We start from the raw sequence: 25410 nt of genomic DNA on the forward strand, positions 1-25410 counted from the left end.
TTACCCTCCCATCAGCGGGCGGATGAAATGGTAGATCACGCCCCACACAACGCTGGCCAGCATGCCGTAAACGATGACAGGCCCTGCGATGATGAACATTTTTGCACCCACGCCGGAGACAAGCCCCTCGTTGCGGAATTCGATGGCGGGGGCGACGACCGCGTTGGCAAAGCCTGTGATGGGTACCAGTGTACCGGCGCCGGCCTTGGCGGCCAGCTTCTGGTACCAGCCCATTGCTGTGGTAAAGGCCGACAGGCCGATGAGCGTGGCGCTCGTCAGTGTGCCAGCGTCGGTAAGTGTGAAGCCCAGGGCCGCATACAGCGTGCGCAGGCCCTCGCCCAAAAGGCAGATGGCGCCGCCCACGAAAAACGCCCACAGGCAGTCCTTCAAAAGCGGCGAGGGCGGCGACGCGGCCTTGCGCATCTCGTCGTATTTTTTTGCGTCCAGTTTCATTTTTCTGTCGCTCCTTCTGCGAAACATATTTGCGGCGGCCGTTTTCATACTGTCCCCAAAGCCTTGTTGGATGCGTTCCGGCCCGGGAAAGCATAGGATCTTACGGCAGTGGTAAAAGTGTTTGCAGGCGCGGGGCGGAATATGTGCGCGCAAACGCGAAAAAACAGGGCGGGACGCGCTTCGGCATATCCCGCCCTGTTTCGCGGAAAAAAGCGGCGCGCCGCTCCCTGAAAAGGGAAGCGGCGCGCCTGTTGGTTTGATTTGAGCAGGTGAGCCTACCAGTTGTTCACTGCGTGTTCGGCAAAAGCCTGCAGATCGTCGATCTGCAGCACGGTGCCGTCGTCCAGCACGGCTCTGCCTGAAAAGCCGCCGAACATCTGGTGGCAGCAGTTGTCCACGAACAGCACTTTCATGCGGGTGGTGCGGTCATAGCACGGCGTCAGGGTCAGGTCCAGGCGGCCCTCGTCGTCATACAGCCGCCAGGGCTTCATGTATTCGGTGTCCAGGTCAAAATGCACGCGGCCCAGCTTATGGTATTTCCCGTTGTAGAACAGCATGTTTTCGGTGGCCTGGCTGGTGTTGCCGAAGCCGGTTCCCAGGTTGAAACCGAAAATTTTGCCATCCACTGTGCCGGTGCCGTTGGACCAGTACCATTCATTGTGGAACGGCCACACGCCGCGCCCCCAGTCCAGCAGGCCGAAAGCGCCGTCTCCGAAAATGTATTCCTTTCCTCCGCATACCGCCCGGCCGCGGGCCGTCATGCAGTTGATCTTGTGGTTATAATAGAACGCTGTTTTGTATTCATCAAAGGGGATATGGATGACCAGAGAATAGGGGTTTTTGCGCTCCAGCGTGATGTTCGCTTCAAAATCCGGCGCGGAAAACGAAAGGTAACGCGTGTCGCCCTCCACCTTAAAGCGCAGGTGCACGCCGCCTTTGTCGTAGCATATATCGCTGTCCTGCTCGGCGTTTTCAGGCAGATGCAGGCTGCCGAAGGGCAGGGCGAGCAGCTTGCTGATATTGGCGATGACTTCACCCGTTTTGAAGTTGAACAGCATCACCGCTACCTGGCCCGCATAAGAGGCATGGCCATATGTAAACTGGAGACACTTTTCGCCGTCGGACACCTGATAGAAGTCCCATTCCTTGATGCGGTAGAACGGGGCTTTGATATCTGCGCGGCGGTAAGTACAAATGGACCGTTCCGAATAGCCGGGCGTGATGACGCCGTGTTCGTCCAGCACGGGGCCGGGCGTGGTGATGTGGCGTTCCTGCATGCGTATTCCTCCCCCGGACGGACGCGTTTTGCCGCGCCGCCGCAAAAGCGTATTTTTAAAGAGCTTATTTACAAACAGTATAGCACACATCCGCCCATGCGGCGTAACAAATTTGTCGGCGGTTATTTGTGCTGTTTTGCGCGGGTACCATGTGCCGGTACATATACCAAAAAAGGGGCCCGCTTTGCACGGGCCCCATGAAAGGAGGTCGGGCCGGAAAAAGAACGGCCCGGGATTCAGTTTTGGGCGGCGCTTATTCGCCGTAGTAAGCTTCCCTGTACAGCTCCTTGATTTCGGACACCAGGGGATATACCGGGTTTGCGGTGGTGCACTGGTCCTCGAACGCCTTGTAGGAAAGCTCGTCGACCTTGCTCATGAACTCGGCCTCGCTGACGCCGCAGTCCTTGATGCAGAGCGGGCGCTCGGTGACGGTCATCAGTTCCCGGATGGCCTTCACAAGGCAGTCCACTGCCTCGGAGATGGGCGTGTCCGCGCTGCACAGGCCCACGCGGCGGGCGATCTTCGCATAGCGCTCGTCGGCCACATATTCCTTGTATTTCGGGAATGAGGCGAACTTGGTCGGTTTGGTAGCGTTGTATTTGATGACATACGGCAGCAGGATGGCGTTGGCGCGGCCATGGGGAATGTGGCACTCGGCCCCCAGCTTGTGCGCCATGGAGTGGTTCAGGCCCAGGAACGCGTTGGTGAAGGCCATGCCGGCGATGCAGGACGCGTTGTGCATCTTTTCGCGGGCCAGCGGGTCGCCGTTGTAGGATTTCTCCAGATAAGTGAACACCATTTCGATGGCGTGCAGCGCAAGGCCGTCGGTATAATCGCTGGCCATGACGGATACATACGCCTCAATGGCGTGGGTCAGCACGTCCAGGCCGGTGTCGGCCACGATGCTCTTGGGCATCGAGCGGGTGAACTGCGGGTCGATGATGGCCACGTCCGGCGTCAGGCGGTAGTCGGCCAGGGGATATTTGATGTTGCCGTTTTGCTTATCCGTAATGACGGAGAAGCTGGTGACCTCGGAGCCGGTGCCGGAGGTGGTGGGGATGGCGACCAGTTTGGCCTTCTGGCCCAGCTTCGGGAACTTGAACGCACGCTTGCGAATGTCCAGGAAGCGCTGGCGCAGGCCGTCGAAGCTGGTGTCCGGATGCTCGTAGAACAGCCACATGCCCTTGGCCGCGTCGATGGCCGAGCCGCCGCCGATGGCGATGATGACGTCCGGCTGGAAGGCGTTCATGGCCTTGACGCCGCGCATGATGCACTCAACGGACGGGTCGCTTTCCACGTCGGAGTAGATCTCGCTGTGGCAGTATTCCTCGCGCTTGCGCAGGTAGTACAGGACTTTGTCCACATTGCCCAGCTTCACCATCATCGGGTCGGTGACGATGAAGGCGCGGGAGATGCCCTCCATCTTTTCCAGGTACTGGATGGAATCCTCCTCAAAATAGATGCGGGGCGGCACCTTGAACCACTGCATGTTGACCCTCCTCTTGGCGATGCGCTTTTTGTTGATGAGGTTCACCGTCGTGACGTTCTGGGACACGCTGTTCTTGCCATAGGAGCCGCAGCCCAGCGTCAGGGAAGGCGTGTTGGTATTATAGATGTCGCCGATGGCGCCCTGGGAGGACGGGCTGTTCACAATGATTCGGCCCACGCGCATGGCCACGCCGTATTCATCGGCGATCTTCATGTCGCCGGTATGAATGACGGCGGAGTGGCCCAGGCCGCCCAGCTCCAGCATCTTGTTGGCGTAATCAAAGCCCTGCTGCTTGCTGTTTACAACAAAGTAGGCCAGCACCGGGGAAAGCTTTTCCTTCGCCAGCGGATGGTTTTCGTCCGGCGAGGAGATGGGCGCGATGAGGATCTTCGTTTTTTCGGGCACCTTCAGGCCGGCCTGCTCGGCGATCCAGTTTGCAGATTTGCCCACCAGCGGGCCGTAAACGCCCTTGCTGGGGTCCGGGAACATGAATTTCGTCAGCTTTTCCGTTTCTTCCTTGTTGAGGAAGTAGCAGTTGTTGGCCTTCATATAGTCTTCGAACGCTTTGGCGATCTCTTCGTCCACGATGACGGCCTGCTCGGAAGCGCAGATCATGCCGTTGTCGAAGGTCTTGGACATCATCAGGTCGGTGCAGGCGCGGTGCAGGTCCGCGGATTTTTCAATATAGCACGGCACGTTGCCCGGGCCGACGCCCAGCGCCGGTTTACCGCAGCTGTAAGCGGCCTTTACCATGCCGGGGCCGCCCGTGGCCAGGATGGTGGCCACGCCGGGGTGGTTCATCAGCGCCCCCGTCGCTTCGATGGACGGCGTGTCGATCCACTGGATGCAGTTCTCCGGCGCGCCGGCCTTCACAGCGGCCTCATATACGATGCGCGCAGCCTCGGCCGAGCACTTCTGCGCGGACGGGTGGAAACCGAAGATGATGGGGTTGCGCGTTTTCACGGCGATCAGGCTTTTGAACAGCGTAGTGGAGGTGGGGTTGGTGGTGGGGGTGACGCCTGCGATAACGCCTACAGGCTCGGCCACTTCCACATAGCCCTCCATCTCGTTCTCGTCCAGCACGCCCACGGTCTTTTCCTTTTTGATGTCGTGCCAGATATACTCGGTGGCAAACATATTCTTGATGACCTTGTCCTCGTACACGCCGCGGCCGGTTTCCTCCACGGCCATGCGGGCCAGCTCCTGGTGCTTGTCAAGGCCGGCCAGCGCCATCTCGTGCACGATGTGGTCGATCTGTTCCTGATCCAGCGTCAGGAATTCCTTCAAAGCTGCCTGGGCTTTTTCCACCAGGCCGTCGATCATTTTGTTCACAGGGTTCTCCACGGTCTCCACAGCGGGGGCCGGAGCGGTTTTGGCGGTCGTCTTTTTCTCTGCCATCAGTTTGTCCTCCCAAAGTTCATTGATATGGTTTGAACGGTTCGTTTTGTGATTTTAGGATGCTTTCTCACTGACACTATCATACCATATCGTTAAAAGTTTATCAATGTACAACACGACGAATGTTATAAGTTTAACAAAGCTCTTTTGTGCATTCTAACAAAAGAAGAGGAAAGAAGATTGTGAAAAATTTCTGCAGAACCGGCACGAAATGCGGGATATACCGCCGGCTTGTTTCGTTTTTGGATGTATTTGTGTATAATGAAAAGAAAACGGCGCCTTACGGCGCAAAAACAAATTGCAGGCGCGCCAAGCGCAGGGAGTAAAAAGCTATGGAATGGACAGACATCAAGACGACGGTGCCGGCGGTTTGGGCCGAAACGGCGGAGGCCATTGCCACGGGCATCTCGGGCGGCGGCATCTACATCGAGGATTACCGGGATCTGGAGGCCCAGGTGGAGGCCATTGCTCACGTTGACCTCATTGAGCAGGAACTGCTGGATAAAAGCCGGGATGAGGTAGCGGTGCACCTGTACATTGCGCCGGACGAGAATTTTGCGGAGATCGGAGAGCTGATGCGGGACCGCCTGGAGCGCGCCGAGGTGCCTTACCGGATGGAATATACGGGTGTGCGCCAGGAGGACTGGGAGACGGGCTGGAAGGCATACTACCACGCTATGGATATCGGCACACGGCTGGCTGTGGTGCCGAGCTGGGAAGCGTACGAAACGGACCGCGCGGTCATCACGCTGGACCCGGGGATGGCCTTCGGCACCGGCACGCACGAGACCACGGCCCTGTGCCTGGAAACGCTGGATGGCCTGGTGAAGGGCGGCGAGCGCGTGTTGGACATCGGAACGGGCAGCGGCATTCTTGCCATTGCGGCATTGAAATTGGGCGCGGCCAAAGCGGAAGGCGTGGACATCGACCCGATGTGCGTGCGCACGGCAGGCGAAAACGCGGCCCTCAATGGCGTGCAGAACGACCTTACGGTACTGGTGGGCGACCTTTCCGAAAAGGCCACGGGTGTATACGACGTCATCTGCGCCAACATCGTGGCCAATGCCATCATCCACCTGGTGCCGAACGTACCCGCGTTGCTGGCAAAGCATGGAACCTTTCTGGCCAGCGGCATCATCGACACCCGCAAGGATGAGGTGATCGCCGCGGTACAGGCCGCAGGCCTTGCACTGCGGGAGGTAAAGGAAAAGAACGGTTGGGTGGCGCTGGTGTGCGGCCACACAGGGCGGGAATAACTGCGCGCCAAGCACAAAGGCGGAAATACCGTGCATACGCCGGGTGCTAAATTATCTGCCACCGGGCTGAAATGGATTGCGTATGCCTGTATGCTGCTCGATCATTTTGCATACGCCTTTTTGTATTACCGCTCTCCTGCATGCATTGCGCTGCGCACCGCCGGCAAAATGACGCTGCCTATTTTCTGCTTTCTTTTGGCGGAGGGCTATTGCCACACCAAAAGCGTGCGCCGCTATTTGATGCGGCTGCTGATGTTTGCAATGATTTCGCAGCCGTTTTACAGCAGCTTTTGCGGCTGAGTGTATACGCGCGAATGGAAATTTACGGTATTTTCGGGCGGAGGCAATGTGTTGTTTACGCTGTTTCTTGCGCTGCTTTCGCTTGTGGCATGGGAGCACATCAAGCCGTTGTTCGCACGGTGCGCCGCTTGCGCCGCCCTTTTCGTCTGCGCCGCTCTTCTTCCTTTGGATTGGGGCTGGTATGCGTTGGCCATTGTTTGGGGCTGCTTTTACATGCGCGACCGCAGCGGCCGCCCGGCTTTGCTGCTGTGCGGTATCTTTACGGTAATTGTCGCGTCGCTTTGGCTTGGCGCGCTGCCCAATTTGGGCTCGCAGTATCTGCAATTTTTCGGTGTGTTTTTTTCGCTTTTGCCAATGCGGCTGTACGACGGCACGCCCGGCGCCGGTGCGCGCGTGAAGTGGAGGTTTTACCTCATCTATCCGGCGCAGTTTATCTTAATTCCGCTGCTTGGCATGCGGCTTGCGCCTTAAACAGCGCACCGCAGTGCCGCGCCCTTGCGCCATAAATACACAGAAGGAGTTTTATTATGCCCCACCGTTATTTTACAACTGATATCTCCGGAGGCACGGCCGTGCTGTCGGGGGCGGACGCGCATCACCTGGCCCATGTGATGCGTGCCCGGCCCGGCGAGACCGTTACGCTTTGCGACGGCAAGGGCACGGACTATGCCTGCGCGGTGCGCGGCTTTGGCCCCGATACGGTAGAGCTGGAAATCCTTTCCAGCTCTACCAGCGTATCGGAGCCGGGCGTGCGGGTTACGCTATATGTGGGTTACCCAAAGCAGGATAAGCTGGAGACAATCGTCCAGAAGGCTGTGGAGCTTGGCGCCGTGCGGGTAGTGCCGTTTTTCAGCCGCTACTGTGTGGCTGCGCCAAAAAAGGAAGAGCAGAAAAACCTGCGCTATAACCGCATCGCCTTTGAGGCCGCCAAGCAGAGCGGACGGGGCGTGGTGCCGCAGGTGGAACTTCCGGTAACATACAAACAGATGCTCGCGGACGCAGCGCGCAACGACGCGGCGTTTTTTTGCTACGAGGCGGGCGGGGAGCCATTACTTAGCCGGCTGGGCGGCGCCGAGACCATCGGCCTCATCACCGGCAGCGAAGGCGGCTTTTCCCCCGAGGAAGCGGCCGCGGCCCGCGAAGCGGGATGCGTACAAATCGGCCTGGGGCCGCGCATCCTGCGTTGTGAGACCGCGCCGCTGGCGGCGCTCGCTGCGGTAATGACCCTGACCGGCAATTTACAATGACCTTCCCGCGCGCCGCCCGGCGTCTGCGGGCAGGCGAAAGGGAGTTTGTATTTTGCCTAAGAAAACTTTGGTCCTTACCCTCGCGCTGGTGCTTGTGGCGGCGCTGTTCGCAGGCTGCTGGGGCAGCTCCGGCAGTTCGTCCTCCAAGCCTTCGTCCAGCTCCTCCATGGCGCCCAGCTCCTCGTCTGTGACATCCGGCTCCGGCAGCATGTCCGGTTCCATGTCCGGCTCCATGAGCGGCGTCCCCGGCGACGGCGGCGCTGCCTCCGGCTCTGTTTCCGGCAGTATGTCCGGCAGCGGCGCGGGCGGCGCTTCTTCTTCCGGCTCCATGAGCGGTTCCTCCTCGGCTGCGGCACCCGCCGCAGCCCCGGCGGACGGCGACGGCTGGATGACGCGCCTTGTCAACGCCGGGAACCCTCTGCCCGAGGGTTTTACCGTGGAGACCGTGGACATCAGGGGATACGAAAACCGTCCTTTTGACAAGCGCGCGGCGGCGGACCTGGAGGCCATGCTGGCGGACGCCGAGGCGGCGGGCTGCAAGCTCTACTTAGTGTCGGGCTACCGCAGCGTGGAGCGGCAGACGGCGCTGTTCAAGCGCAAGACAAATTCCTTCATGGCGGAGGGCTTCAGCCGGGAGGAGGCCGAAAAACAGGCTGCCATGTGGGTGGCGCGCCCCGGCACCTCGGAGCATAACACGGGCCTTGCCGCAGATATCGTTTCGGCGGACTGGTATTCGAAGCACAGCGACCTGACGGCGGATTTTGAAGACACGCCGGAATTTGAATGGCTGTACGCCCACTGCGCGGACTACGGCTTCATCCTGCGCTACCCCAGGGGAAAAGAAAATGTCACGGGCGTGACGTATGAACCGTGGCATTATCGTTATGTAGGTAAGGATGCCGCGAAAGCCATCATGCAGGCGGGCGGCACCCTGGAAGAATACACCGGGGCGCATACCGCCTGATGCAGCGACGCGCCCGGGAAGACGGGGCGTGGATACGAGTGGCATTTATAAAAAAATACGCGGGCACGGTATTGGGCGCGGCGCTTCTGCTGGCGCTGGCCGTGTTCGGCATTACATATCGAAACGAGATCTGGGCCGTGCTGACGCAGCAGGATGCGCGGGATGCGTTTATTGCGTTTGTCCACGACAGCGGTTTTTTGGGCCTTCTGGCATTTTTGGGCCTGCAGGTGCTGCAGGTGGTGGTGGCCGTGCTGCCCGGCGAACCGGTGGAGCTGATGGCGGGGCTTTTGTACGGTACCTGGGGAGGGCTGGCCTTGTGCCTTTTGGGCGTGGGCCTTTCCAGCGCCGCAGTTTATTACTGCGTGCGTGCCGCGGGTGCCAGAGCCATCGACGCTTCCGTTCTGGCAAAATACCATTTTCTGCGGGACGAGGCGCACGTGAAGTTCTTTTTGTTCCTGCTGTTTTTCATCCCGGGCACGCCCAAGGACGTGCTCATCTATCTGGGCCCGTTCCTGCCCGTCAGGCCCCATGCGTTTTTTCTCATCTCCACACTGGCGCGCATCCCGTCGGTGATCACCAGTACCTTTGCGGGCAGCCAGTTCGCCGAGGGAAGCTGGGACGTGAGCCTGGTGGTGTTCCTTGCCACCGGGGCTGTGGCGGGGCTGTGCGTGATTTTTCAGGACCGCATTCTGGTAGGCATTGCCGCGCTGAAGGGGAAATTCAGTCTGGAAAAGCACGGGGATTTGTGATATACTGCCTGTGGATTTCCCAGCAGAGAGCTGGGGACTGATTTTCCAGCAAACATAAAGGAGCGACAACGATGCGTGAATATAAGATCCTGACGGATTCCACCACGGACCTTTCGCCGCAGCTTGTGGCGCAGACGGGCGTTACTGTACTGCCCATGACCTATACCATCGGCGAAAAAAGCTATCGGAACGACCCTGAGGAAACAGACCTTTCTTCCGGGGACTTTTACGATATGCTCCGCGGCGGGGCTATGTCCACCACCAGCCAGATCAATGTGGAGACATTCCGGGAAGTGGCGGGTAAAATGGCGCGGGACGGCTTCGACGTGCTGTATGTGGGTTTTTCGTCCGGGCTGTCCGGCACATTCAACTCCGCGCGCATCGCCTTCGAGGACCTGAGCGCAGAATATCCGGAGCACAAATTCCTCGCGGTGGACAGCTTGTGCGCCTCCATGGGCGAGGGCCTGCTGGTCTACCATGCGGCGCAGCAGCAGAAGGCGGGCCGCAGCATTGAAGAAACGGCCCGGTGGCTGGAGGAAAACAAGCTGCATCTGGCCCACTGGTTCACGGTGGACGACCTGAATCATCTCAAGCGCGGCGGGCGTGTGTCCGGCGCGGCGGCGTTTTTCGGCACGATGCTCAACATCAAGCCGGTGCTGCACGTGGATGACGCGGGTCATCTGATCCCCATGGAAAAGGTGCGCGGCCGCAAAGCCAGCCTGGACGCGCTGGTGGCGCATATGGAAAAGGACGCAGTGGACCCGGCCTCCCAAACGGTGTTCATCAGCCACGGGGACTGCCGTGCGGACGCGGAATATGTAGCGGACCTGGTGCGGGAAAAATTCGGCACGCAGGATATCCGCATCCATTCCATCGGCCCGGTCATCGGCAGCCATTCAGGCCCCGGCACAGTGGCGCTTTTCTATCTTGGCCGCACGCGTGGATAAAATACTTGAAGTATAAACCGGATTTAAAATAACAAAACCAGCCCCCGGCCGCGCAGGATAGACCCGCGGCCGGGGGCTGGTTTGTATTCGCAAAATATGCACGGAAATACCTGAGGCGGCGGGCAGAGTTCCTCATTGCGCGCGTTCCCGTTTTTTGCTATGATGGGAACAGGAATCATCTGCTTGCCGCGGGCGGTTTTTCGCGGCGGAAAAGGGGGAATGCAGCAATGAGCGCACAGGAAAAAACGGCGGGCGGGCTTTCGCGCCGCAACCTCTGGGCGTATCCCGTGGGCACCGTGGGCCGGGATATGGCCGGATGCATGTTTACCAACTATCTGCTCACCTATGTGTTGTTCACCAAAACGCTTACGTCGGTGCAGTTTGCCTGCATCAGCGTCATCATGGTGGCGGCGCGCGTATTCGACGCTTTCAACGACCCGATCATGGGCAACGTGGTGGAGGCCACGCGTACGCGCTGGGGCAAATTCAAGCCATGGATCGCCATTGGCGGCGTGCTGAGCGTCATCGTGTTCATCACCTCGTTTTCCACCACGCTTCAGGGCTGGGCTTATGTGGCGGCCTTCGGCTTGTTGTACTTCGCGTACAGCGTCGTATTTACAATGAACGACATCGCCTACTGGGGCATGGTGCCGGCGCTGGCGCGCCGCGCCGACGACCGCAACCGTCTTACCTCCCGCACGGTGCTGTTTGCGGGCGTGGGGCAGTTTCTGGGCGGCATCGTTGTACCCACGTTTACGGCGGGCAGCCTTGTGATCGGCGGCAACGCCGTCACCGCGTACCGTGCCGTTGTCCTTATTGTATGCGCTGCGTTTACGGCTACACAGCTCATCACGCTGCTTGTGGTGCGCGAGCCGTCTGCGCGGGACGAAGCGCCCGCCGAAAAGGTCGGCATCCGGAAGGCCTTTTCCACCATTGCCCGCAACGATCAGCTTGTCTGGTGCGCCGTTGTTTTTCTGATTTTTTCCGTGGCGCAGACACTGATGGGCGGCGGCCTTTCGGTGACATACCTGTATTTTGAATTCGGCTACAACGGCCTGCTGCTGTCCATCTTCAGCATTCTGGGCAATGTGGCGGGCGCGGTGCTGATGCTCGTGTTCGCGGCTCTGTCCGGCCGTTTCACCCGCGCGCAGCTGATGAAGGCAGGCGCTTTCGGCGCTGCGGCGGGATACCTCTGCATCATGCTCTCCGGCCTGTTCATCCCGCGGGAGATGTGGGCGCTCAAGTTCACGATGCTCACCGTGAGCAACCTGTTTGCATTTCTGGGGCAGACGCTGGTTTACCTTATTATGATCATCTGCATTGCAAATACCGTGGAATACAACGAGTGGAAAACGGGCCGCCGGGAGGAGGGCATCGTCTTTTCCGTGCGGCCCTTCATCACCAAGCTGGGCACTGCGCTGGTGCAGCTTCTGGTGCTTGTCATCTATCTGGCGGTGGGAGTGCGCGCCGTGACGAACCAGATCTCCGATTTGGAGAACGCGGCCTCCCAGGGGCTGATCACCATAGCGGAAAAGACGGAACGAATCGGGGCGGTGCTGGCCTCGGTGCCCAGCGGCAAAAGCGCCGCGCTGCTGGTCTGCATGACGGTCATCCCGGCGGCGCTTCTGTTGGCTGCTTATTTCATCTACCGTGTCAAATATACGATCACGGAAGAATCTTATGAAGCGATGGTGCGGGATATTGAGGCGCGCCGCGCGGCGAAAGGAGAAACAGCGGAATGAAAGGCTGGAAAACGGCACTGGCGCTGGGCGCCGCGGCCGCGGCTGCGGGAGCTGTGGCCGGAGAGTACTTTTACCGCTTTGCGCTTACACAGCAAATCGACAAAACAGCGGCGTTCAACGCGCCGCATAACCGTCCCACCGGCGCGCCCCGGGGCACGCTGGCGGCGGACAGGGAATGGCTGAACGCGCAGCCCCATGAGGATTGGTGGCTGACCTCGGGCGACGGCCTGCAGCTGCACGCTCTGTGTGTGCGCGCGGGCGGGAATGCGCCCTGGGCGGTGCTGTGCCACGGCTATACCGGGCAGGCATCGGGCATGGCGGAATACGCGCGCCGGTTTTATGACGCGGGCTTCAGCCTGCTGCTGCCGGACGCACGCGGCCACGGCCAAAGCGAGGGCGGGTATATCGGGATGGGCTGGCCCGAGCGGCGGGACATTGCCGCATGGGTGCAGCGTGTTACCGCAGAGAACGGCGCGCCGGATATCGTGCTCATGGGCGTGTCCATGGGGGCCGCCACCGTAATGATGACGGCGGGCGAGCCTCTTCCGCCCAACGTGCGGGCGATCGTGGAGGACTGCGGCTATACCACCGCATGGGAGGAGTTCCGTTATCAGCTGAAAAAAACCTATGGCCTGCCGCCGTTTCCCGTGCTGTACACGGCAGACGCGCTGCTGCGCCGCCGGGCGGGCTTTTCTTTGCGGGAGGCCAGCGCTGCGGCACAGGTGGCGCACTCCCGCACGCCGATGCTGTTCATCCACGGCGGGAAGGATGCCTTCGTTCCCTTTGCCATGCTGGATGAGGTGTATGCGGCGGCGCGGTGTCCCAAGGAAAAATATGTGGAGCCGGATGCAGGCCATGCGGAGTCCCTGCGCATGGCGCCCGCGCGCTATTGGGCAAAGGTGTTCGGATTCATCGGCCGCTGGATGCCGCTGCCCGGCGCGGAGCGGACAGTGGCTGCGGACCCGGCGGAAAAGCCGGTATAAGGCGTCGCATACATAAAAGAAAAAGCAGCGGAGAACAGGCAGATGCTGCCTGTTCTCCGCTGCTTTTGTTGTGACATACTGCTTGAACACAAAGAAGGAAAGCATATCCCGGTGCTTAAAACAGGGCGGAGACGCCGTCCACGACTCCGGACCGTGTGAAAGGGTCCGGCTGAGCGAAAGGATGGCCGTTCCGGTCGGTGAGGGCGGCGCGGGCCGCGTCCTCCATACGCTTGTACCGGATCTCTACGGAGAGAGGGCCGGGCATGCGATAGGGGACGAGCGTCCCGGCGCCGGGTACGGCGGCCCGCACGGTGCGGTAGATGTCGTCGCACACAGCCTGGGGATGCCGGCTCAAAGCAGACGTCCAGGAGAGCGCCTCCTTCGTCACAACGGCGGCGAGGCCGGGAAACAGCGCACGGGCCTCGGCCACACAGGCGTCGTCGCCCGCGCAGAACAGCACCGGAACGCCCAGCTCGCCCGCGTATGCCGCGTCGATGGCAAGCTCGCCCGCTTCTTTTCCGTCCAGCTTATAATATTGGAACGCGGTGGAACAGAAGGTGTGGGCCAACACGGCCCGGGAGGTGTTTTCCCGCGCATGATAGCCGATGAACAGCACGGCGGTATAGCTTTTGTCCATGCCTGCAAAGCGGCCTCTGTGCCCGCTGCCCAGCAGGATGCGGCAGCGTGGGTCCAGCAGGTCGTACTGCAGGTTTACGCCTGTGCCGTGCGCGTCCCAGACGACGACCTCCTGCGCGCCTGCGTCGAACAAAGCACGGGCCGCTGCGTTCGCCTCCCGCGTGGCCTGCAGGCAGGCGAACCGGTAGTTTTCTCCGCTGCCCAGGCCCTTTCCCGGTTCGCCCACCACACAGGCGGGGCCTTCGCAGTCTACCGCGATATAAAATTTCATGGCGGCACTCCTTTTTCCTTCACTTGAAGCGTCAAACGTTCACAGCTTCAGCAGCCCCAGCCCCGAGCCGAGCGGTTTGCCTTGCAGCAAAAGCTCCTTTGCGCCCCGCTGCAGAGACGTGCGCTCAGGCAGCGCGGCGTCCGGGATACCCGGTGCGCCGAACAGCCAGAGACGGCCGGAATTGTCGTCGGGATCCCAGTCTGCCAGCGTGTAATCCTCCATAAAATTGCGAATGCCGGAACCGGGCGGGAGCAGCTCCTTCACGCGGGGCGAAAGAAGCCATGTGCGGCAATAGGTCAACGGCAAAGCGCCGTCGCGGGCAAAAAAGTCCGCACGCCGCGCATAGGAGGCATGGAGCGCTTCGGGCATACACATCGCATCGCCGGGAATATGCACCGAGAGCGCGGGCGCGCCCGCCGCCGCGCCCAACGGCCCGGCAAGCTCAGCGGGCAGGGGAAGCGCCTCGAATTCCAGTGTGCCAAGGCGGAGCAGCCGCCCGCAGAGCTGCCGCCAGACCCAGAAGCCGCGGTCGAACTGCCAGCGGCCTGTCCAGCGGTGCGTCTCGTTCAGAAAACGGGAAAAGCAGCCCATCGTGGCAAGGTAGACATCGTCGGGAACGCCCCGCGCCGCATAATGTTTGCGCGCCTCCAATGCGGCGGACAGCAGCACGGCCAGCTCCAGCAGCCCATTGGGGCACAGCGGCGCGCATTTCGCCTGAAGTTCACGCATGGCGGCTTCGGCCCGCGATGCATCCAGCAGAGCGGGGATATGGCGCAGCAAGGGCGCCGCCTGTGCCGAAGCGGCCTGCGCAAGGCAGGCTTCGGCGGCGGGGCCGGGAATCGAAAGCTCGATGCACAGCGCGTGCAGGGCCGGGATGTCAAAGGCTTCCATGGCTGCCTCCTTGTTTGTTGTGCAAAGGCCGGCCCGGCCCCTTCGCTGTAAAGGGCTTTCCGCCGGGCCGGCCTGCGGCACCGGTTCCGGCCGCCCTTGAGCACGGCCGGAAAAGCGCGTTATTTTTCGGTAAACTCGGCCAGCTCCACTGCGGAGCCGCCGTGTGTGCGGGAGTGCTCGGCCGCCAGCGCCATCACGTGGCTTTCCACCGAGGCGTCCACCGAGGTGAGGCCTTGCGCACCGCCTGCGGCGATAAGCTCGCACACATAATCCATCATCAGCGCGTCGCCGCCGCCGTGACCGGCAAAGCGGTCGGGGATGGTGCCCAGGTCCAGAACCTGCTCGGGCTGTCCGAATTTGCGCAGGTACAGTACGTTGGCGTCCATATCGCCTTCGATCTCACCCATCGTACCCATCACCTTGATGCTGCGGTAGCATTTTGCCGTGAAGGCGCTCATGGTGAAGGTGGCTGTCGCGCCGCCGGCAAAGCGCATGGAGACGACCTGGTGGTCCACCACGTCGTTGTCGCACCGGTATACGCACCGGCCGTAGGGCCCTGTGCGCAGCGCGTCATACAGCTTTTCCTCGGTGGGTTTATTCACCAGCACCGAGCAGGGCCACTCGTCATTGCCCGAACGGATGCCGCTTTTGTCATTGAAAATGTAGATCTTTTCCGCGTCGTAGGGGCATCCTTCCTTACAGGCGCAGCCGGAAAGACAGCGGTCTGCACTGCCATCCGGCGCGTTTTCCGCGCGGAACCAGTCCAGAGAGCCGTAGGAGGAAACGCTTTCGCAGGGAACGCCCATCAGCCAGCGGATGATGTCCATGTCGTGGCAGCTTTTTGCCAGGATCATGGGGCTGGATTCCTCCGCCCGCCGCCAGTTGCCGCGTACATAGCTGTGGGCATAATGCCAGTAAGCCACGTTCTCCACCGCGTCCAGGGATTCGATACGGCCGATGGCGCCTCCGCGCAGCAGCTCGTACAGCGTGCCGTAGAATTTGGTATAGCGCAGCACATGGCACACCACCACCACGCGGTTCGCCTCATGCGCTTTTTTTTGCAGTGCAAGGCATTCGTCCAGCAGCGGGGAAATGGGTTTTTCCAGCACAAGGTGATAGCCCTTGTCCAGCGCGGCCAGCGCCTGCGCCACATGCTGGCGGTCCTGCGTGGCAATGATCATCACATCCGCAAGGCGCGGCTGGGCCAGCAGCTCTTCGCCTGTGGCAAAGCAGCTTCCGGCGGGCACGCCGTAATTCGCCTGCAGTGCGGCGCGGCGGTCGGGGTCCGGGTCGGCTCCGGCGGTGATCTTCATTTTTTCAGGGTGCTGCTTCTGGAAGGCGGCATACGCCTCCAGCCCGCGGATGCCCAGGCCGCAGATGGCAAAGGTAACGGGTTTGTCCATGGTAGTTCGTCCTTTCTTTTTTTGCGGATAACAGCGCGGCCGGATGCGGCGCGCTTAGAACCCGTATTCACAGAACGGAACGCCATCTATCCGGCGGATTTTGCGCCCTGCTGCGTTAAATTTCCTTGAAATAGCGCTGCTATTCCTGCGAAAATTTGCCTTGCATGGCACAAAATCCGCTCGAATATCCGACATTCCTTATCTAAGAATACAGATTCTTAGATATCGAGCTTGCAGGCGGAGACGATCTCCCCCACCGCGTAGCTGCCGAACAGCGTGCCGTCCGGGCGCAGCGTATAAGGCAAGGCGGGAGCGGAAAGCTCGGGGATGTCCGCGCAGACGCCCGCGGCAAACGCGCGCATGCGCGCTGCGGCGGTGGAAAGCCTTGCGGCCACGCCGCCCAGGCGGAGGTCGATGATCTCGAAGCCCTGGGGCCTGTTTGTGGCTTCCCACAGCGCGCGCCATGCGGTGCGAAGCGCCTCCGTCGCCGCAATGGTCCCGGGCAGGGCTTCGGCAAGGCGTGCCGCCAGAGCAAGATCCTTTCGGCGGACGGCCTGCGCGGCCTGCTCGTGCCAGGCGCATTTGCCGGCCAGCACGCGGGCCAAAAGGGAGTAAAAACGGAAAAGCGGTTCAAAGGCCGGGTTTTCATCGGCATACCGGGTATAGCGCGCCTCAAGCTCCGTATAATGCGCGCTCATGGCGAGCCCGGCGGTGTCGGCGGCAAAGAGCTGCACCAGGGGGTCCTGATACAGCAGGAATTTGGCCGCGTTGACAGGCCGCAGCGCGCCCGAGCGCATGCCGGGCACGGCGTTGAACAGCGAAAGGTCCAAAAACGCCTGTGCGTCTGCACCGCAGCAGCAGGCAAAGCGGCGGGCGAGAGAGCCGGCATCGTATGTGCCGGTATACATGAATTCGGCGTACAGCTGCATGCCCAGCAGAGCGGACGTGAGATTGGCCTCGGCGCCGTTGTCGCCCCAGGCCGTGGCCAGCACCAGCGGCACGCCCGCTTTTTGGCAGGCGGTCAGCGCTGGGACGGCCGCAGCCAGCGTTTTGGCGTAATCCGGCGCAGGCCCGCACCATGTCCAGATCCCGCCCGCGAATACAGTGGGCGCGGGCAGTGCCGCGTGCTTTTGCAGCATAGCGGTATACTCCTGCTCGGTCTCGTGGTAATAGTCCCAATACACAAGCGTCACATCCGGCGGCACGGCGGCCACTGCTTCGGCCGAGGGCATACCGCTGTCATAATAGCCGTCGGTGGGGGAATCGGGACGGAAATACATATCGCTCCACATCATGGCCGAAAGGCCGTGGCGGCGTGTGATCTCCAGCACACGGGAAAGATGCCGGCGGATGATGGTGTGGGGGTCCTCGTAGCCGTGGCGGCGCAGGTGCGCGCCCAAACCGATGCCGTGGGCCTCGTCCATGCCGATGTGGATGCGTTTGGAACGGTAGGGCGCGGCGGCAGCCGCGATAAGCTCCTCCAGGAATGCGTAGGTTTGCGCATCGTCGGCCAGCAGAACCTCCTCGTTGTCCTTCAGATGCGCCAGCGCGGGCCAGTGCAGCGCGCGGTTCAAATGGCCCAGCGTCTGGATGCAGGGACAAAGCTCGATGCCCAGCATATCGGCATAATCATCCAGCGCCCGCAGCTCGTCTGCGGAATAACGCCCGCGCTGATAGCCGAAGTAGGGCTGGCCGGGCACCTCATAGGTGTCCTCGGTGTACATCATGCCCAGGTTGAGCCCCATCATGGCCATTTTGCGCAGGAAAAACCGCAGCGTGTCCGGCTGCAGCACCGCATTGCGGGAAACGTCGAACATCATGCCCGTTGTTTCAAAGCAGGGCGTTTCCTCAATGCAGAAAGCGTCCTCCGCCCAGTGCTGGCGCAGCAGTGAAAGTGCGCGGTATACCTGTACGGGTTCGGCCCAGGTGACCACCACGCTGTCCGCACGCCTTTCCGCGCGCAGGCAGCCGCCCTGACGCAGGGCTACGCTCAGGCCTCCCTGTCCGGCGCGGGCAAAGCCCAGCTCGGGGCCGATCTCCGCAAAAGCAGCGTCAAAATGCTCCGGCAGCTGGCCGGAGAAGGAGAGAATTTCGTTCATGGCCGTCTCCTTTCCCTGCACGCGGCAGGCTTACAGCAGGCTGGCGCTGTCCGCGTCCAGATACAGTGTCGCAGCGGGGTGGCGCCGCAGGATGCTGGCGGGGCAGGCGGTGCGGATGTCGCCAAGCAGCGTGTCGCGCACGGCGCGCGCCTTGGTGGCGGCGGGCACCACACAGAACACCTGGGCAGCGTGCATCAGTGCGGGCACTGTCAGCGTCAGCGCATGGGTGGGCACGTCGTCCAGAGTGGCGAAGCAGCCGTCATGCACCTGCTGGTTGCGGCATATCTCGTCCAGCGCCACGGGCTTTACCAGGGCGGGGTCGTCGAAATCGGCCACGGGGGGGTCGTTGAAGGCGATGTGCCCGTTTTCCCCGATGCCCATGCAGGTGATGTCCACGGGGAAACGGCGCAGCAGCTGGGAATAGCGGGCACACTCAGCTGCCGGATCCCGGGACGCCGCGGTCCCATCCAGGCAGTTAACGGATCGAAAGGGCACCTTGGTGAAGATGGCCGCCCGCAGAAAATTGGCAAAGCCCTGGGGCGCGTCCGGTGCAAGGCCGATGTACTCGTCCATATGAAAGGCGTTCACACGGTTCCATTCAATGCCCGGCTGCGCCGCGAGCGCGGCCAGCATCTCGTTCTGCGAGGGTGCGGCGGCGAAGATCATATTACACTCTTCCTTCTGCGCCAATACGCCGCGGATGGCGGCGGCAGCTTCGTCCGCGGCGCAGAAGCCCATTTCCGCGCGGGTGTCGTAGATCTTTACGCGGAACTGGTTGATGGAAATGGTTTTTGTCATTGGAATGCCTCCTCTCGGTTTTCAAAACACACGGCGCCGTCCTTGAACACCATGGCGATGCGGACGGTATGGTCGAACACGGCAAGGTCTGCCGCGCGGCCCGCCTCCACGCGGCCGTAAAAATCGGAAAGGCCCAGTACGCGGGCGGGGGTTTCGGTGATCATACGCACTGCATCGGGCAGGCTGGCGCCGGCCAGCGTCACCATTGTGCGGACCAGCCTGTCGGCTGTGCAGATGCTGCCCGCGAAGGCCGTGCGGTCCGGCATTTTGGCGACGCCGTCCTCCAGGATGACGCGCTGGCCGTTTTCCAGGCTGCCCAGGATGCTCTCGCCCTGTGTCTGTCCGGCGCCGCGCATGGCGTCCGTGACCAGCACCAGCCGCTGCGGGCCGATGTGTCTGTAAGCCAGCTGCAGCAATGGAGCGGGCAGGTGGCAGCCGTCGGCGATGATCTCGCTGGACAGCTCATCGTACAGATACGCACTTTCCACGATGCCTGCGTGGCGGAAGCCGGCCTTGCGCACGATGGTGGACATGGCCGAATACAGGTGCGTCACATGGCGGTAGCCGCAGGGAATGGCGGCACGCACCGCTTCGCTGTCGGCCTCACTGTGGCCGATGCTGGGCAGTACGCCGCGCGCCAGCAGCGCAAGCCCCATCTCCCGTGCGCCGGGCAGCTCGGGCGCGATGGTCCAGCGAAGGATGTGCGGGCAGGCGTCCAGCAGCTCGTTGTATTCGGCGGGGTCCGGCTCGCGGATGAAGCGCGGGTCCTGTGCGCCGCACTGGCTTTTGGCGATGTAAGGCCCCTCGATGTGCAGGCCCAGAAGCTTCGCGCCGTCCGCAAAGCCGTCCCGGCAGCGTTCAAATACAGAAAAGGAGCGCAGCAGCTCTTCCTTTGAGGCGGCCAGCGTAGTGGGCACCATGGCCGTGGTGCCGTGGCGGAGGTGCAGCGCGCTCGCGCCGTGATATGCCTCCGGCGTGCCGTCCATAAAATCGTGTCCGCCGCCTCCGTGGACGTGGATGTCGATAAAGCCCGCGCTGACGTACAGGCCGGCCAGGTCATATACGAAGTCCGCCGCCGCGCCGCTGTCCGGCGGCAGGACGGCATCCACAGCCTTGCCGCACAGCAGAATATCGCAGCGGGTGATGCAGCCATCCTGCACCAGGCGCCCGCCGCGCAAAAGTGTTGTGCTCACAGCAGCCCCTCCTTTTGCAGAATGTCCTTCAGCGCCGCGACGCTCTCGGCCGTGGCCGCCGCACCGCCCGCTGAAAAGCCCGCGCCGCCGGGCAGGCGCATTTGTTCCTCCGTCAGGTGGGAATCCAGACGGTAATGGGTCTCCATGGACAGCCAGCCCGCATAGCCGTCCGCCGCAAGGCGGCGCAGCAGAGCGGGATAGCCCACCTGCCCCGTGCCCACCTTTACGCAGTAGCTTTCCGGCACAGCGCGCACCGCGTCCTTGATGTGCACATGGGCAAAGAAGGGACGGATGGCCTCGTAGCCGTCCGGATAGGGCGTTTCGCCCAAGGGGTCGTACAGGCAATTGCCCGGGTCGAAGATTGCGCGCACACGGGGCGAGCCGATGGCTTCGACAAGCCGGGCCAGCGCCGCATGGTTTGAGGTGTTGACGCTGGGGTCCGCCTCCAGCAGCAGCGTTTTGCCGCGCTGCTCCAGCAGGCGTACGGGCCGCTCAAAATAAGGCGCCAGCGTTTCGGCGGGCAGGGGCCCTTCCTCCGGTGCGAAGAATGCAAAGCCGCGGATGAACGCGCAGCCCAAAATGTCCGCCGCGGCGCACAGGCGTTCCAGCTTGGCCAGCTCGGCTTCCACAGCGTCCGGTTCCGGCGCGCATTTGTAAAACGAACCGGCCAGGCCGCAAACGGTCAAACCCTCGGCGTCCAGCCTGCGGCGCCATGTGCGCAGCGTTTCAGCCGGAAGCATGTCGATGGCAGTGTCCTCCACGCTGCGCAGCTCCAGCCCTGCCAAGCCGTTCTGCCTTGCGAACCGTACGGCCTCGTCAAAGCTCTGCGTCACCTCGTCGGTGATGAATGAGATTTTCATAAGGACCTCCATGTGCCGCGTCCCATAGCTTGAAAAGGAACGCGGCACGTCGTTTTTACAGGGATGAGGGGAAAACGCGCGGGCTTAGAAAACGATGGGCCTGCCCGTGCGGGTGGATTCGTAAATAGAACAGATGACGCGCACGGCCAGCGCGGCCTCCTGCGGGGGAATGGCAGGAGAACGGCCGTCGCGTACGGCCTGTGCGATATCGCGCAGCAGGCAGATGTGGCCGTAATTGCCGATTTTCGTCGGGTCGCCCGCACCGCCCACGCGTTCGCCCATATCGGGGCGCTGAGGCGCGTCGGCCTCGTCGAGGAACTTCCACTCCAGTATGCCCTCGTCGTTGAATACGACGGTGCCCTTTTCGCCGTGAATATAGAAGGTGGACGAAAAGCCCGGATATGCCGTGGTGCAGCCCTGGATGACGCAGATACCGCCGTGCTTCATATTCAGCACGGCCGCGGCGGTATCCTCCACAGGGATGTCGCGGGCCAGCGTCTCGGCGCGGCCGTACAGCGTGGAGACCTCGTCGCCCAGCATCCACAAAATAAGGTCGATGCCATGCACGCCCTGGTTCATCAGCGCGCCGCCGCCGTCCTGCTCCCAGGTGCCGCGCCAGCCCGCGCTGTTGTAATAGGCCTGGTCACGATAATATTTCAGGTCCGCTCCGGCCAGGCAGATCCTGCCGAACCTGCCCTCGGCCACGGCCTGCTTCACAGCGATGGCCACAGGCATCATGCGCCGCTGGAAGATGCACTGCATCTTCGCGTGGGTGCGCTCCACCACGCCGATCACATCCGCGATCTTCTCCGGCGTGATCTCCATAGGCTTTTCGCACACAATGGCCTTACCGGCTTCGGCGGCGGCTTTGCACACCTCGCCGTGGGTGCCGCTGGGTACGCAGACGCATACGATGTCCACGGCAGGGTCCGCCAGAACGTCGTGATAATCATAGTAGACGTGGGGCACGCCGTGTTCGGCGGCATAAGCGTCGGCCTTTTCCGGGATGATATCGCACGCGCCGTACAGCACGCAGCCCTCGCCGCGCAGGGCCTCCAGCGCTTTGGCATGGGTGAAAGCGATCACGCCGCAGCCGATGATGGCAAAATTCATACTCTCAAATCTCTCCTTTTCGCCGTGCAGGTCACACGGAGTTCTGATTTGATGGTACTCCCTTTTGCTCAAAAGAGATTTGCATATCATCCCATAAAGTTGGCAAATCGTCAAAACATAGGCGCTGTGTACAAAAAAGCAGCGTCCGTGCCGGGGCAGGGCGCTGCTTTCGGAGAATATCAGTACAGTCTGCCAGCCGCCGCGCCGTAGCTCCTGCAGAAGGCACGGCCGTCGTAAGCGGGCATTGCGTCCGTCAGGGCATCCAGCGCAACGGGCGCGCCTCCCTGCGCGCGGGAGGCCGTGGCCGCCAGCATTACTTTGACGGATTCCAGCAGTGCGTCCGGCCCCGCCAGAAGATTGGGCTTGCCCTCCATATAATTGCAGATCTCGCACATCAGCGCCTCGTACAGGCGGTTGGAGTCCATGCGGAAATGGTGGGTGGTTTTGGTCGTCATAATGGTGAGAACAAAGGGCTGCCAGGTGCCTGTGAAGGTGTTGAAAACAGCGCTTTTTCCGTTTTCGTACTGTACGAAATAGCTCTCGGAGTACTTGCCGCCGGCTTCGCCGCGGCCCATGTAGCGCACGCTCTGTGCGCCCTGTCCCAAAATGCCGCCGATGGCCTCGGCAATGTGTACGCCGTAGTTGAATTCGTCCACGCCGGCAGTGCCGAACACGTTCACCACCTCGCCGCGCTCCTCTTCAGGCAGCGCCAGGAACTGCTGCACTTCGTAAGCGTAGCGCGCGCTGGACGCGCCGAGGATCACCGCGCCGTCTTTTACAAGCTGTTCCACGCGGCGGCAGTCGGCCAGATTTCCCACCAGAGGCTTGTCGATGAACACAGGCTTGCCCTGCTCGATGAAAGGCATTGCGCAGCGCAGATGGTCGTCCCAGTCGCAGCCGTGGATGAAGCCGATGTCGCACATCGCGGCAAGCTCCTCCAGCGTATTGCAGCGCTTTTCCAAGCCGAAGCGGCGGATGAAGCCCTCCACCTCGCTGTCCGGACGGAAAGAGTCGTTGTACACGCCCACATAGCGTGCACGGTCGTCCTTTTCCATGACCTCGCCGAATCCCAGAGGGTGGGAGGTGTCGATGTTGACGGCGCCGATGCGTATCATAAATTCAGCACTTCCTTTTACGGGCCGCCGCACAGGCGGCTGTTGTTTTGTTTGCATTATAGGGCTGTTGACAGGCCCGCGTCTTTCCGGGCCGTTTTGTTTGTCAACGGCCTCATTATAAAACGAAACCGCCGGGATTGCTTTGCATATTATCCAGAATTTTTTGCTTTTTTTTCGCCGGCGGCAGCAGCCTTACCACAGGCTGCTGCCGCCCTGCCGCTGAAAGTTGAAATAACGGCTCTGCCCGTTGCGCATGCGGTATTCCATGGGCGTGCAGTTTTCCTTCGCTTTGAAAAAACGGCTGAAATAATGGATGCTCTGGAAGCCCACAAGGTCTGCGATCTCGCTGACGCTGGTGTCGGTGTTCACCAGAAGCTCCTTGGCCTTGCGCAGGCGGATACGGTTGATGTAGCGGATGGGCGTGGTGCCGTACACCTCCTTGAAGATGCTGATGAGCGTTGTTTTGTTGACGCCCGCCAGGGTGGAAAGATCCTCCAGGCTGATGATGCGGGAATAGTTGAAATCGATATACTGCATCAGTGCGGCAACGTCCACACCCTTGAACGTGGCGACGCGGGGCGCTTCCTCCTCGGGCGCTGCGGCGGGCTGGCCCAGCCGTTCCCGCACGATACGTACCAGCATTTCCAGCAAATAGCCGCTGATGATGGAGTAATAATAGGGGCGCTGCTGGGCGCTCTCTGCGATGATCTTGTCAAAAAAGCGCACGAACCATCCGAAATCCTGCAAATGGAACATATCGCCCACGCGCACCAGATCCTCGAACAGCGCGGGATCCGCCACGGTGAATTTTACATCCAGCATTTTCAGCGGCGCAGCGTTTTTTTCACCGCAGTGGATGGCGTGCAGCTGCTGGGGGCACAGCAGAAACACCTGCTCCTTTTCAATCTCATAAGGCTGGTCGTCCACATACACGGTGCCGCTGCCGCTCAGAATGCCTACCATTTGGAAATAGTTGTGGCAGTGCAGCTCGTTTTCCCAGTTTTGGTGGTACTTGCCGCACCAGAGGATGCTGCATTCGTTCATCCGTGTTCCCCTTCCTTTCACTGCTTTTCTACAATATCAGTATACAGCAACGCCATGCGCAAAGGGAACACCTGCGAAAAAATAGTACAATATTCCTAAAAAAAGTGTAAAGACACCGGCGGGAGGCGACGGTATAATGTGGGCAAGAGGGCCGGCCGGACAACGGGCGGCGGAAAAGGAGCTTACCGAACGATGAAAATTGCCGTGCTGATGGACGCGCCGCTGCGCGCGACGCTGCTTTCCGAAAAAACAATGGCCCGCCTGGCCGAATGGGGCGAGGTGGCCGTGAACGAAACGGACAAGGCCGAAAAAGAGACCGTCAAGCAGATCATTGCCGGGGCGGATATCGCCATTACATCCTGGGGCGTGCCGCAGCTGGATAAGGAAATTTTGGACTGCGCACCCAACCTGCGCTTTGTGGCCCACGCCGCAGGCAGCGTGAAGGGTATCGTCAGCGACGAGCTGTATGCCCGCGGCATCCGCGTTGTCAGCAGCGCGCGCATCCTCAGCTACGGTGTGTCGGAAACGGCGCTGGGCCTTACCATCTGCGCCTGCAAAAACGTGTTTGCTTTCAACGAGGAGATCCGCAACGGCGGCTGGGTGGAGGATTACAGCGTCATCACCGAGCTGTTCGACATCACCGTGGGCGTGGTAGGCTGTGGCTTTGCAGGCTCCCACTACATCGAGCTGCTGCAGGCGTTCGGCGTAAATGTGCTGGCCTATGACCCGCTGCTGGACGAAGCCGCCATCGCCGCCATGGGCGCGAAAAAGGCAGATTTGGATACGCTGCTGGCCGAAAGCGATGTGGTTTCGCTGCACGCGCCCGCGCTGGATTCCACCCGCCATATGATCAACGGCCGCGCGCTTTCTTTGATGAAGGACCGAGCCATCCTCATCAACACCGCCCGGGGCGCCCTGGTAGACGAGGAAGCGCTTGCGCAAGCGCTGCGCGGCGGCAAGCTGAAATATGCCTGCCTGGATGTGACGGACCCCGAGCCGCCTGCCGCGGACAGCCCGCTGCGAGGCATCCCCAACTGCATCATGACGCCGCATCTGGCGGGCCTTGCCAACAACGGCAAGCTGAAAATCGGCGCGCACGTGGCCGACGAGATCGGACGGTTCCTTACAGGCGGGACGCTGGTGTCTGAGATCACGCAGGCCATGCTGGCCACCATCGCGTAA

At 61.3% G+C, this 25410-nt stretch carries 21 protein-coding genes and 1 pseudogene; 9 read left to right on the forward strand and 13 right to left on the reverse strand.

What is annotated here, in order from left to right; translation table 11 throughout:
* From spoVAC to adhE, 3 genes are all read right to left on the reverse strand, one after another.
* Complete coding sequence (spoVAC, locus tag IIY41_RS13395; RefSeq protein ID WP_082670694.1) at positions 1-453, reverse strand: stage V sporulation protein AC; 453 nt, start codon at positions 451-453, stop codon at positions 1-3.
* Between the two features lie 275 nt (positions 454-728).
* Positions 729-1730 carry a DUF2804 domain-containing protein gene (locus IIY41_RS13400; RefSeq protein ID WP_009326159.1) on the reverse strand — a complete coding sequence of 334 codons (1002 nt, stop codon included), beginning with the start codon at positions 1728-1730 and terminating at the stop codon, positions 729-731.
* Positions 1731-1983: 253 nt separating this feature from the next.
* On the reverse strand, positions 1984-4617 hold the full coding sequence (gene adhE, locus IIY41_RS13405; protein WP_287401160.1) for a bifunctional acetaldehyde-CoA/alcohol dehydrogenase: 2634 nt from the start codon (positions 4615-4617) through the stop codon (positions 1984-1986).
* A 332-nt stretch (positions 4618-4949) separates the two neighbouring features.
* Between adhE and prmA the strand changes: the two genes are divergently transcribed.
* The 8 genes and pseudogenes from prmA to IIY41_RS13445 all read left to right on the forward strand — a co-directional run bounded on the left by prmA (position 4950) and on the right by IIY41_RS13445 (position 12805).
* Positions 4950-5873 carry a 50S ribosomal protein L11 methyltransferase gene (prmA, locus tag IIY41_RS13410; RefSeq protein WP_055081576.1) on the forward strand — a complete coding sequence of 308 codons (924 nt, stop codon included), beginning with the start codon at positions 4950-4952 and terminating at the stop codon, positions 5871-5873.
* A 30-nt stretch (positions 5874-5903) separates the two neighbouring features.
* Positions 5904-6644 (forward strand): annotated as a pseudogene (locus IIY41_RS13415) (TraX family protein).
* Between the two features lie 56 nt (positions 6645-6700).
* Positions 6701-7420, forward strand: a complete 720-nt coding sequence (locus tag IIY41_RS13420) for an RsmE family RNA methyltransferase (protein ID WP_009326154.1) — start codon at positions 6701-6703, stop codon at positions 7418-7420.
* 52 nt (positions 7421-7472) lie between these two features.
* Complete coding sequence (locus tag IIY41_RS13425; protein ID WP_287401163.1) at positions 7473-8384, forward strand: M15 family metallopeptidase; 912 nt, start codon at positions 7473-7475, stop codon at positions 8382-8384.
* A gap of 38 nt (positions 8385-8422) precedes the next feature.
* Positions 8423-9133 carry a VTT domain-containing protein gene (locus tag IIY41_RS13430; protein WP_287401165.1) on the forward strand — a complete coding sequence of 237 codons (711 nt, stop codon included), beginning with the start codon at positions 8423-8425 and terminating at the stop codon, positions 9131-9133.
* A 71-nt stretch (positions 9134-9204) separates the two neighbouring features.
* Entirely contained in the window at positions 9205-10080 is an 876-nt protein-coding gene (locus tag IIY41_RS13435; protein ID WP_055081570.1) for a DegV family protein, read from the forward strand.
* A gap of 227 nt (positions 10081-10307) precedes the next feature.
* The gene (locus IIY41_RS13440; protein ID WP_050005568.1) at positions 10308-11822 is read left to right on the forward strand and encodes an MFS transporter; all 1515 of its coding nucleotides are present in this window, start codon (positions 10308-10310) and stop codon (positions 11820-11822) included.
* Positions 11819-12805 (forward strand): alpha/beta hydrolase, encoded by a 987-nt coding sequence (locus IIY41_RS13445; RefSeq protein ID WP_055081568.1) that lies wholly within the window; start codon positions 11819-11821, stop codon positions 12803-12805. The genes IIY41_RS13440 and IIY41_RS13445 overlap by 4 nt, the downstream gene beginning before the upstream one ends.
* 115 nt (positions 12806-12920) lie before the next feature.
* Here the strand turns inward: IIY41_RS13445 and IIY41_RS13450 are convergent, their stop codons facing one another.
* The 10 genes from IIY41_RS13450 to IIY41_RS13495 all read right to left on the reverse strand — a co-directional run bounded on the left by IIY41_RS13450 (position 12921) and on the right by IIY41_RS13495 (position 24228).
* On the reverse strand, positions 12921-13712 hold the full coding sequence (locus tag IIY41_RS13450) for a M55 family metallopeptidase (protein WP_055081567.1): 792 nt from the start codon (positions 13710-13712) through the stop codon (positions 12921-12923).
* A gap of 39 nt (positions 13713-13751) precedes the next feature.
* Entirely contained in the window at positions 13752-14603 is an 852-nt protein-coding gene (locus IIY41_RS13455) for an acyltransferase domain-containing protein (protein WP_287401171.1), read from the reverse strand.
* 119 nt (positions 14604-14722) lie between these two features.
* Positions 14723-16006 carry a Gfo/Idh/MocA family protein gene (locus tag IIY41_RS13460; protein WP_287401173.1) on the reverse strand — a complete coding sequence of 428 codons (1284 nt, stop codon included), beginning with the start codon at positions 16004-16006 and terminating at the stop codon, positions 14723-14725.
* 218 nt (positions 16007-16224) lie between these two features.
* Complete coding sequence (locus IIY41_RS13465; protein WP_287401175.1) at positions 16225-18105, reverse strand: beta-N-acetylhexosaminidase; 1881 nt, start codon at positions 18103-18105, stop codon at positions 16225-16227.
* 30 nt (positions 18106-18135) lie between these two features.
* A complete protein-coding gene (locus IIY41_RS13470) occupies positions 18136-18903 on the reverse strand; it encodes a glucosamine-6-phosphate deaminase (RefSeq protein ID WP_009326144.1) in 768 nt (255 codons plus the stop codon).
* On the reverse strand, positions 18900-20096 hold the full coding sequence (gene nagA, locus IIY41_RS13475) for an N-acetylglucosamine-6-phosphate deacetylase (RefSeq protein WP_055081564.1): 1197 nt from the start codon (positions 20094-20096) through the stop codon (positions 18900-18902). The genes IIY41_RS13470 and nagA overlap by 4 nt, the downstream gene beginning before the upstream one ends.
* Positions 20093-20956, reverse strand: a complete 864-nt coding sequence (locus IIY41_RS13480) for a sugar phosphate isomerase/epimerase family protein (RefSeq protein WP_058722923.1) — start codon at positions 20954-20956, stop codon at positions 20093-20095. Before IIY41_RS13480 ends, nagA begins: the two co-directional genes overlap by 4 nt.
* 84 nt (positions 20957-21040) lie before the next feature.
* On the reverse strand, positions 21041-22069 hold the full coding sequence (locus IIY41_RS13485) for a Gfo/Idh/MocA family protein (protein ID WP_009326141.1): 1029 nt from the start codon (positions 22067-22069) through the stop codon (positions 21041-21043).
* 179 nt (positions 22070-22248) lie between these two features.
* Positions 22249-23184, reverse strand: coding sequence for a Gfo/Idh/MocA family oxidoreductase (locus tag IIY41_RS13490; RefSeq protein ID WP_009326140.1), 936 nt, complete (start codon positions 23182-23184; stop codon positions 22249-22251).
* Between the two features lie 192 nt (positions 23185-23376).
* A complete protein-coding gene (locus IIY41_RS13495; RefSeq protein WP_055081562.1) occupies positions 23377-24228 on the reverse strand; it encodes a helix-turn-helix transcriptional regulator in 852 nt (283 codons plus the stop codon).
* Positions 24229-24420: 192 nt separating this feature from the next.
* On the opposite strand from IIY41_RS13495, the gene IIY41_RS13500 reads away from it, so the two are divergent.
* Positions 24421-25410: a hydroxyacid dehydrogenase gene (locus tag IIY41_RS13500; RefSeq protein ID WP_050005559.1), complete on the forward strand. Its 990-nt coding sequence runs from the start codon at positions 24421-24423 to the stop codon at positions 25408-25410.

Source organism: Ruthenibacterium sp. (assembly GCF_017421385.1).
In the GTDB taxonomy this organism is placed as follows: Bacteria; Bacillota; Clostridia; order Oscillospirales; family Ruminococcaceae; genus Ruthenibacterium; species Ruthenibacterium lactatiformans.

Bases quoted from the DNA above. Each gene is read 5' to 3' on its own strand.
- spoVAC (WP_082670694.1), bottom strand. From the start codon at position 453: ATGAAACTGGACGCAAAAAAATACGACGAGATGCGCAAGGCCGCGTCG.
- IIY41_RS13455 (WP_287401171.1), bottom strand. From the start codon at position 14,603: ATGGAAGCCTTTGACATCCCGGCCCTGCACGCGCTGTGCATCGAGCTT.
- IIY41_RS13450 (WP_055081567.1), bottom strand. From the start codon at position 13,712: ATGAAATTTTATATCGCGGTAGACTGCGAAGGCCCCGCCTGTGTGGTG.
- IIY41_RS13470 (WP_009326144.1), bottom strand. From the start codon at position 18,903: ATGACAAAAACCATTTCCATCAACCAGTTCCGCGTAAAGATCTACGAC.
- IIY41_RS13485 (WP_009326141.1), bottom strand. From the start codon at position 22,069: ATGAATTTTGCCATCATCGGCTGCGGCGTGATCGCTTTCACCCATGCC.
- IIY41_RS13465 (WP_287401175.1), bottom strand. From the start codon at position 18,105: ATGAACGAAATTCTCTCCTTCTCCGGCCAGCTGCCGGAGCATTTTGAC.
- IIY41_RS13400 (WP_009326159.1), bottom strand. From the start codon at position 1,730: ATGCAGGAACGCCACATCACCACGCCCGGCCCCGTGCTGGACGAACAC.
- IIY41_RS13420 (WP_009326154.1), top strand. From the start codon at position 6,701: ATGCCCCACCGTTATTTTACAACTGATATCTCCGGAGGCACGGCCGTG.
- IIY41_RS13435 (WP_055081570.1), top strand. From the start codon at position 9,205: ATGCGTGAATATAAGATCCTGACGGATTCCACCACGGACCTTTCGCCG.
- IIY41_RS13495 (WP_055081562.1), bottom strand. From the start codon at position 24,228: ATGAACGAATGCAGCATCCTCTGGTGCGGCAAGTACCACCAAAACTGG.
- IIY41_RS13500 (WP_050005559.1), top strand. From the start codon at position 24,421: ATGAAAATTGCCGTGCTGATGGACGCGCCGCTGCGCGCGACGCTGCTT.
- IIY41_RS13480 (WP_058722923.1), bottom strand. From the start codon at position 20,956: ATGAAAATCTCATTCATCACCGACGAGGTGACGCAGAGCTTTGACGAG.
- IIY41_RS13445 (WP_055081568.1), top strand. From the start codon at position 11,819: ATGAAAGGCTGGAAAACGGCACTGGCGCTGGGCGCCGCGGCCGCGGCT.
- IIY41_RS13460 (WP_287401173.1), bottom strand. From the start codon at position 16,006: ATGGACAAACCCGTTACCTTTGCCATCTGCGGCCTGGGCATCCGCGGG.
- IIY41_RS13490 (WP_009326140.1), bottom strand. From the start codon at position 23,184: ATGATACGCATCGGCGCCGTCAACATCGACACCTCCCACCCTCTGGGA.
- adhE (WP_287401160.1), bottom strand. From the start codon at position 4,617: ATGGCAGAGAAAAAGACGACCGCCAAAACCGCTCCGGCCCCCGCTGTG.
- prmA (WP_055081576.1), top strand. From the start codon at position 4,950: ATGGAATGGACAGACATCAAGACGACGGTGCCGGCGGTTTGGGCCGAA.
- IIY41_RS13440 (WP_050005568.1), top strand. From the start codon at position 10,308: ATGAGCGCACAGGAAAAAACGGCGGGCGGGCTTTCGCGCCGCAACCTC.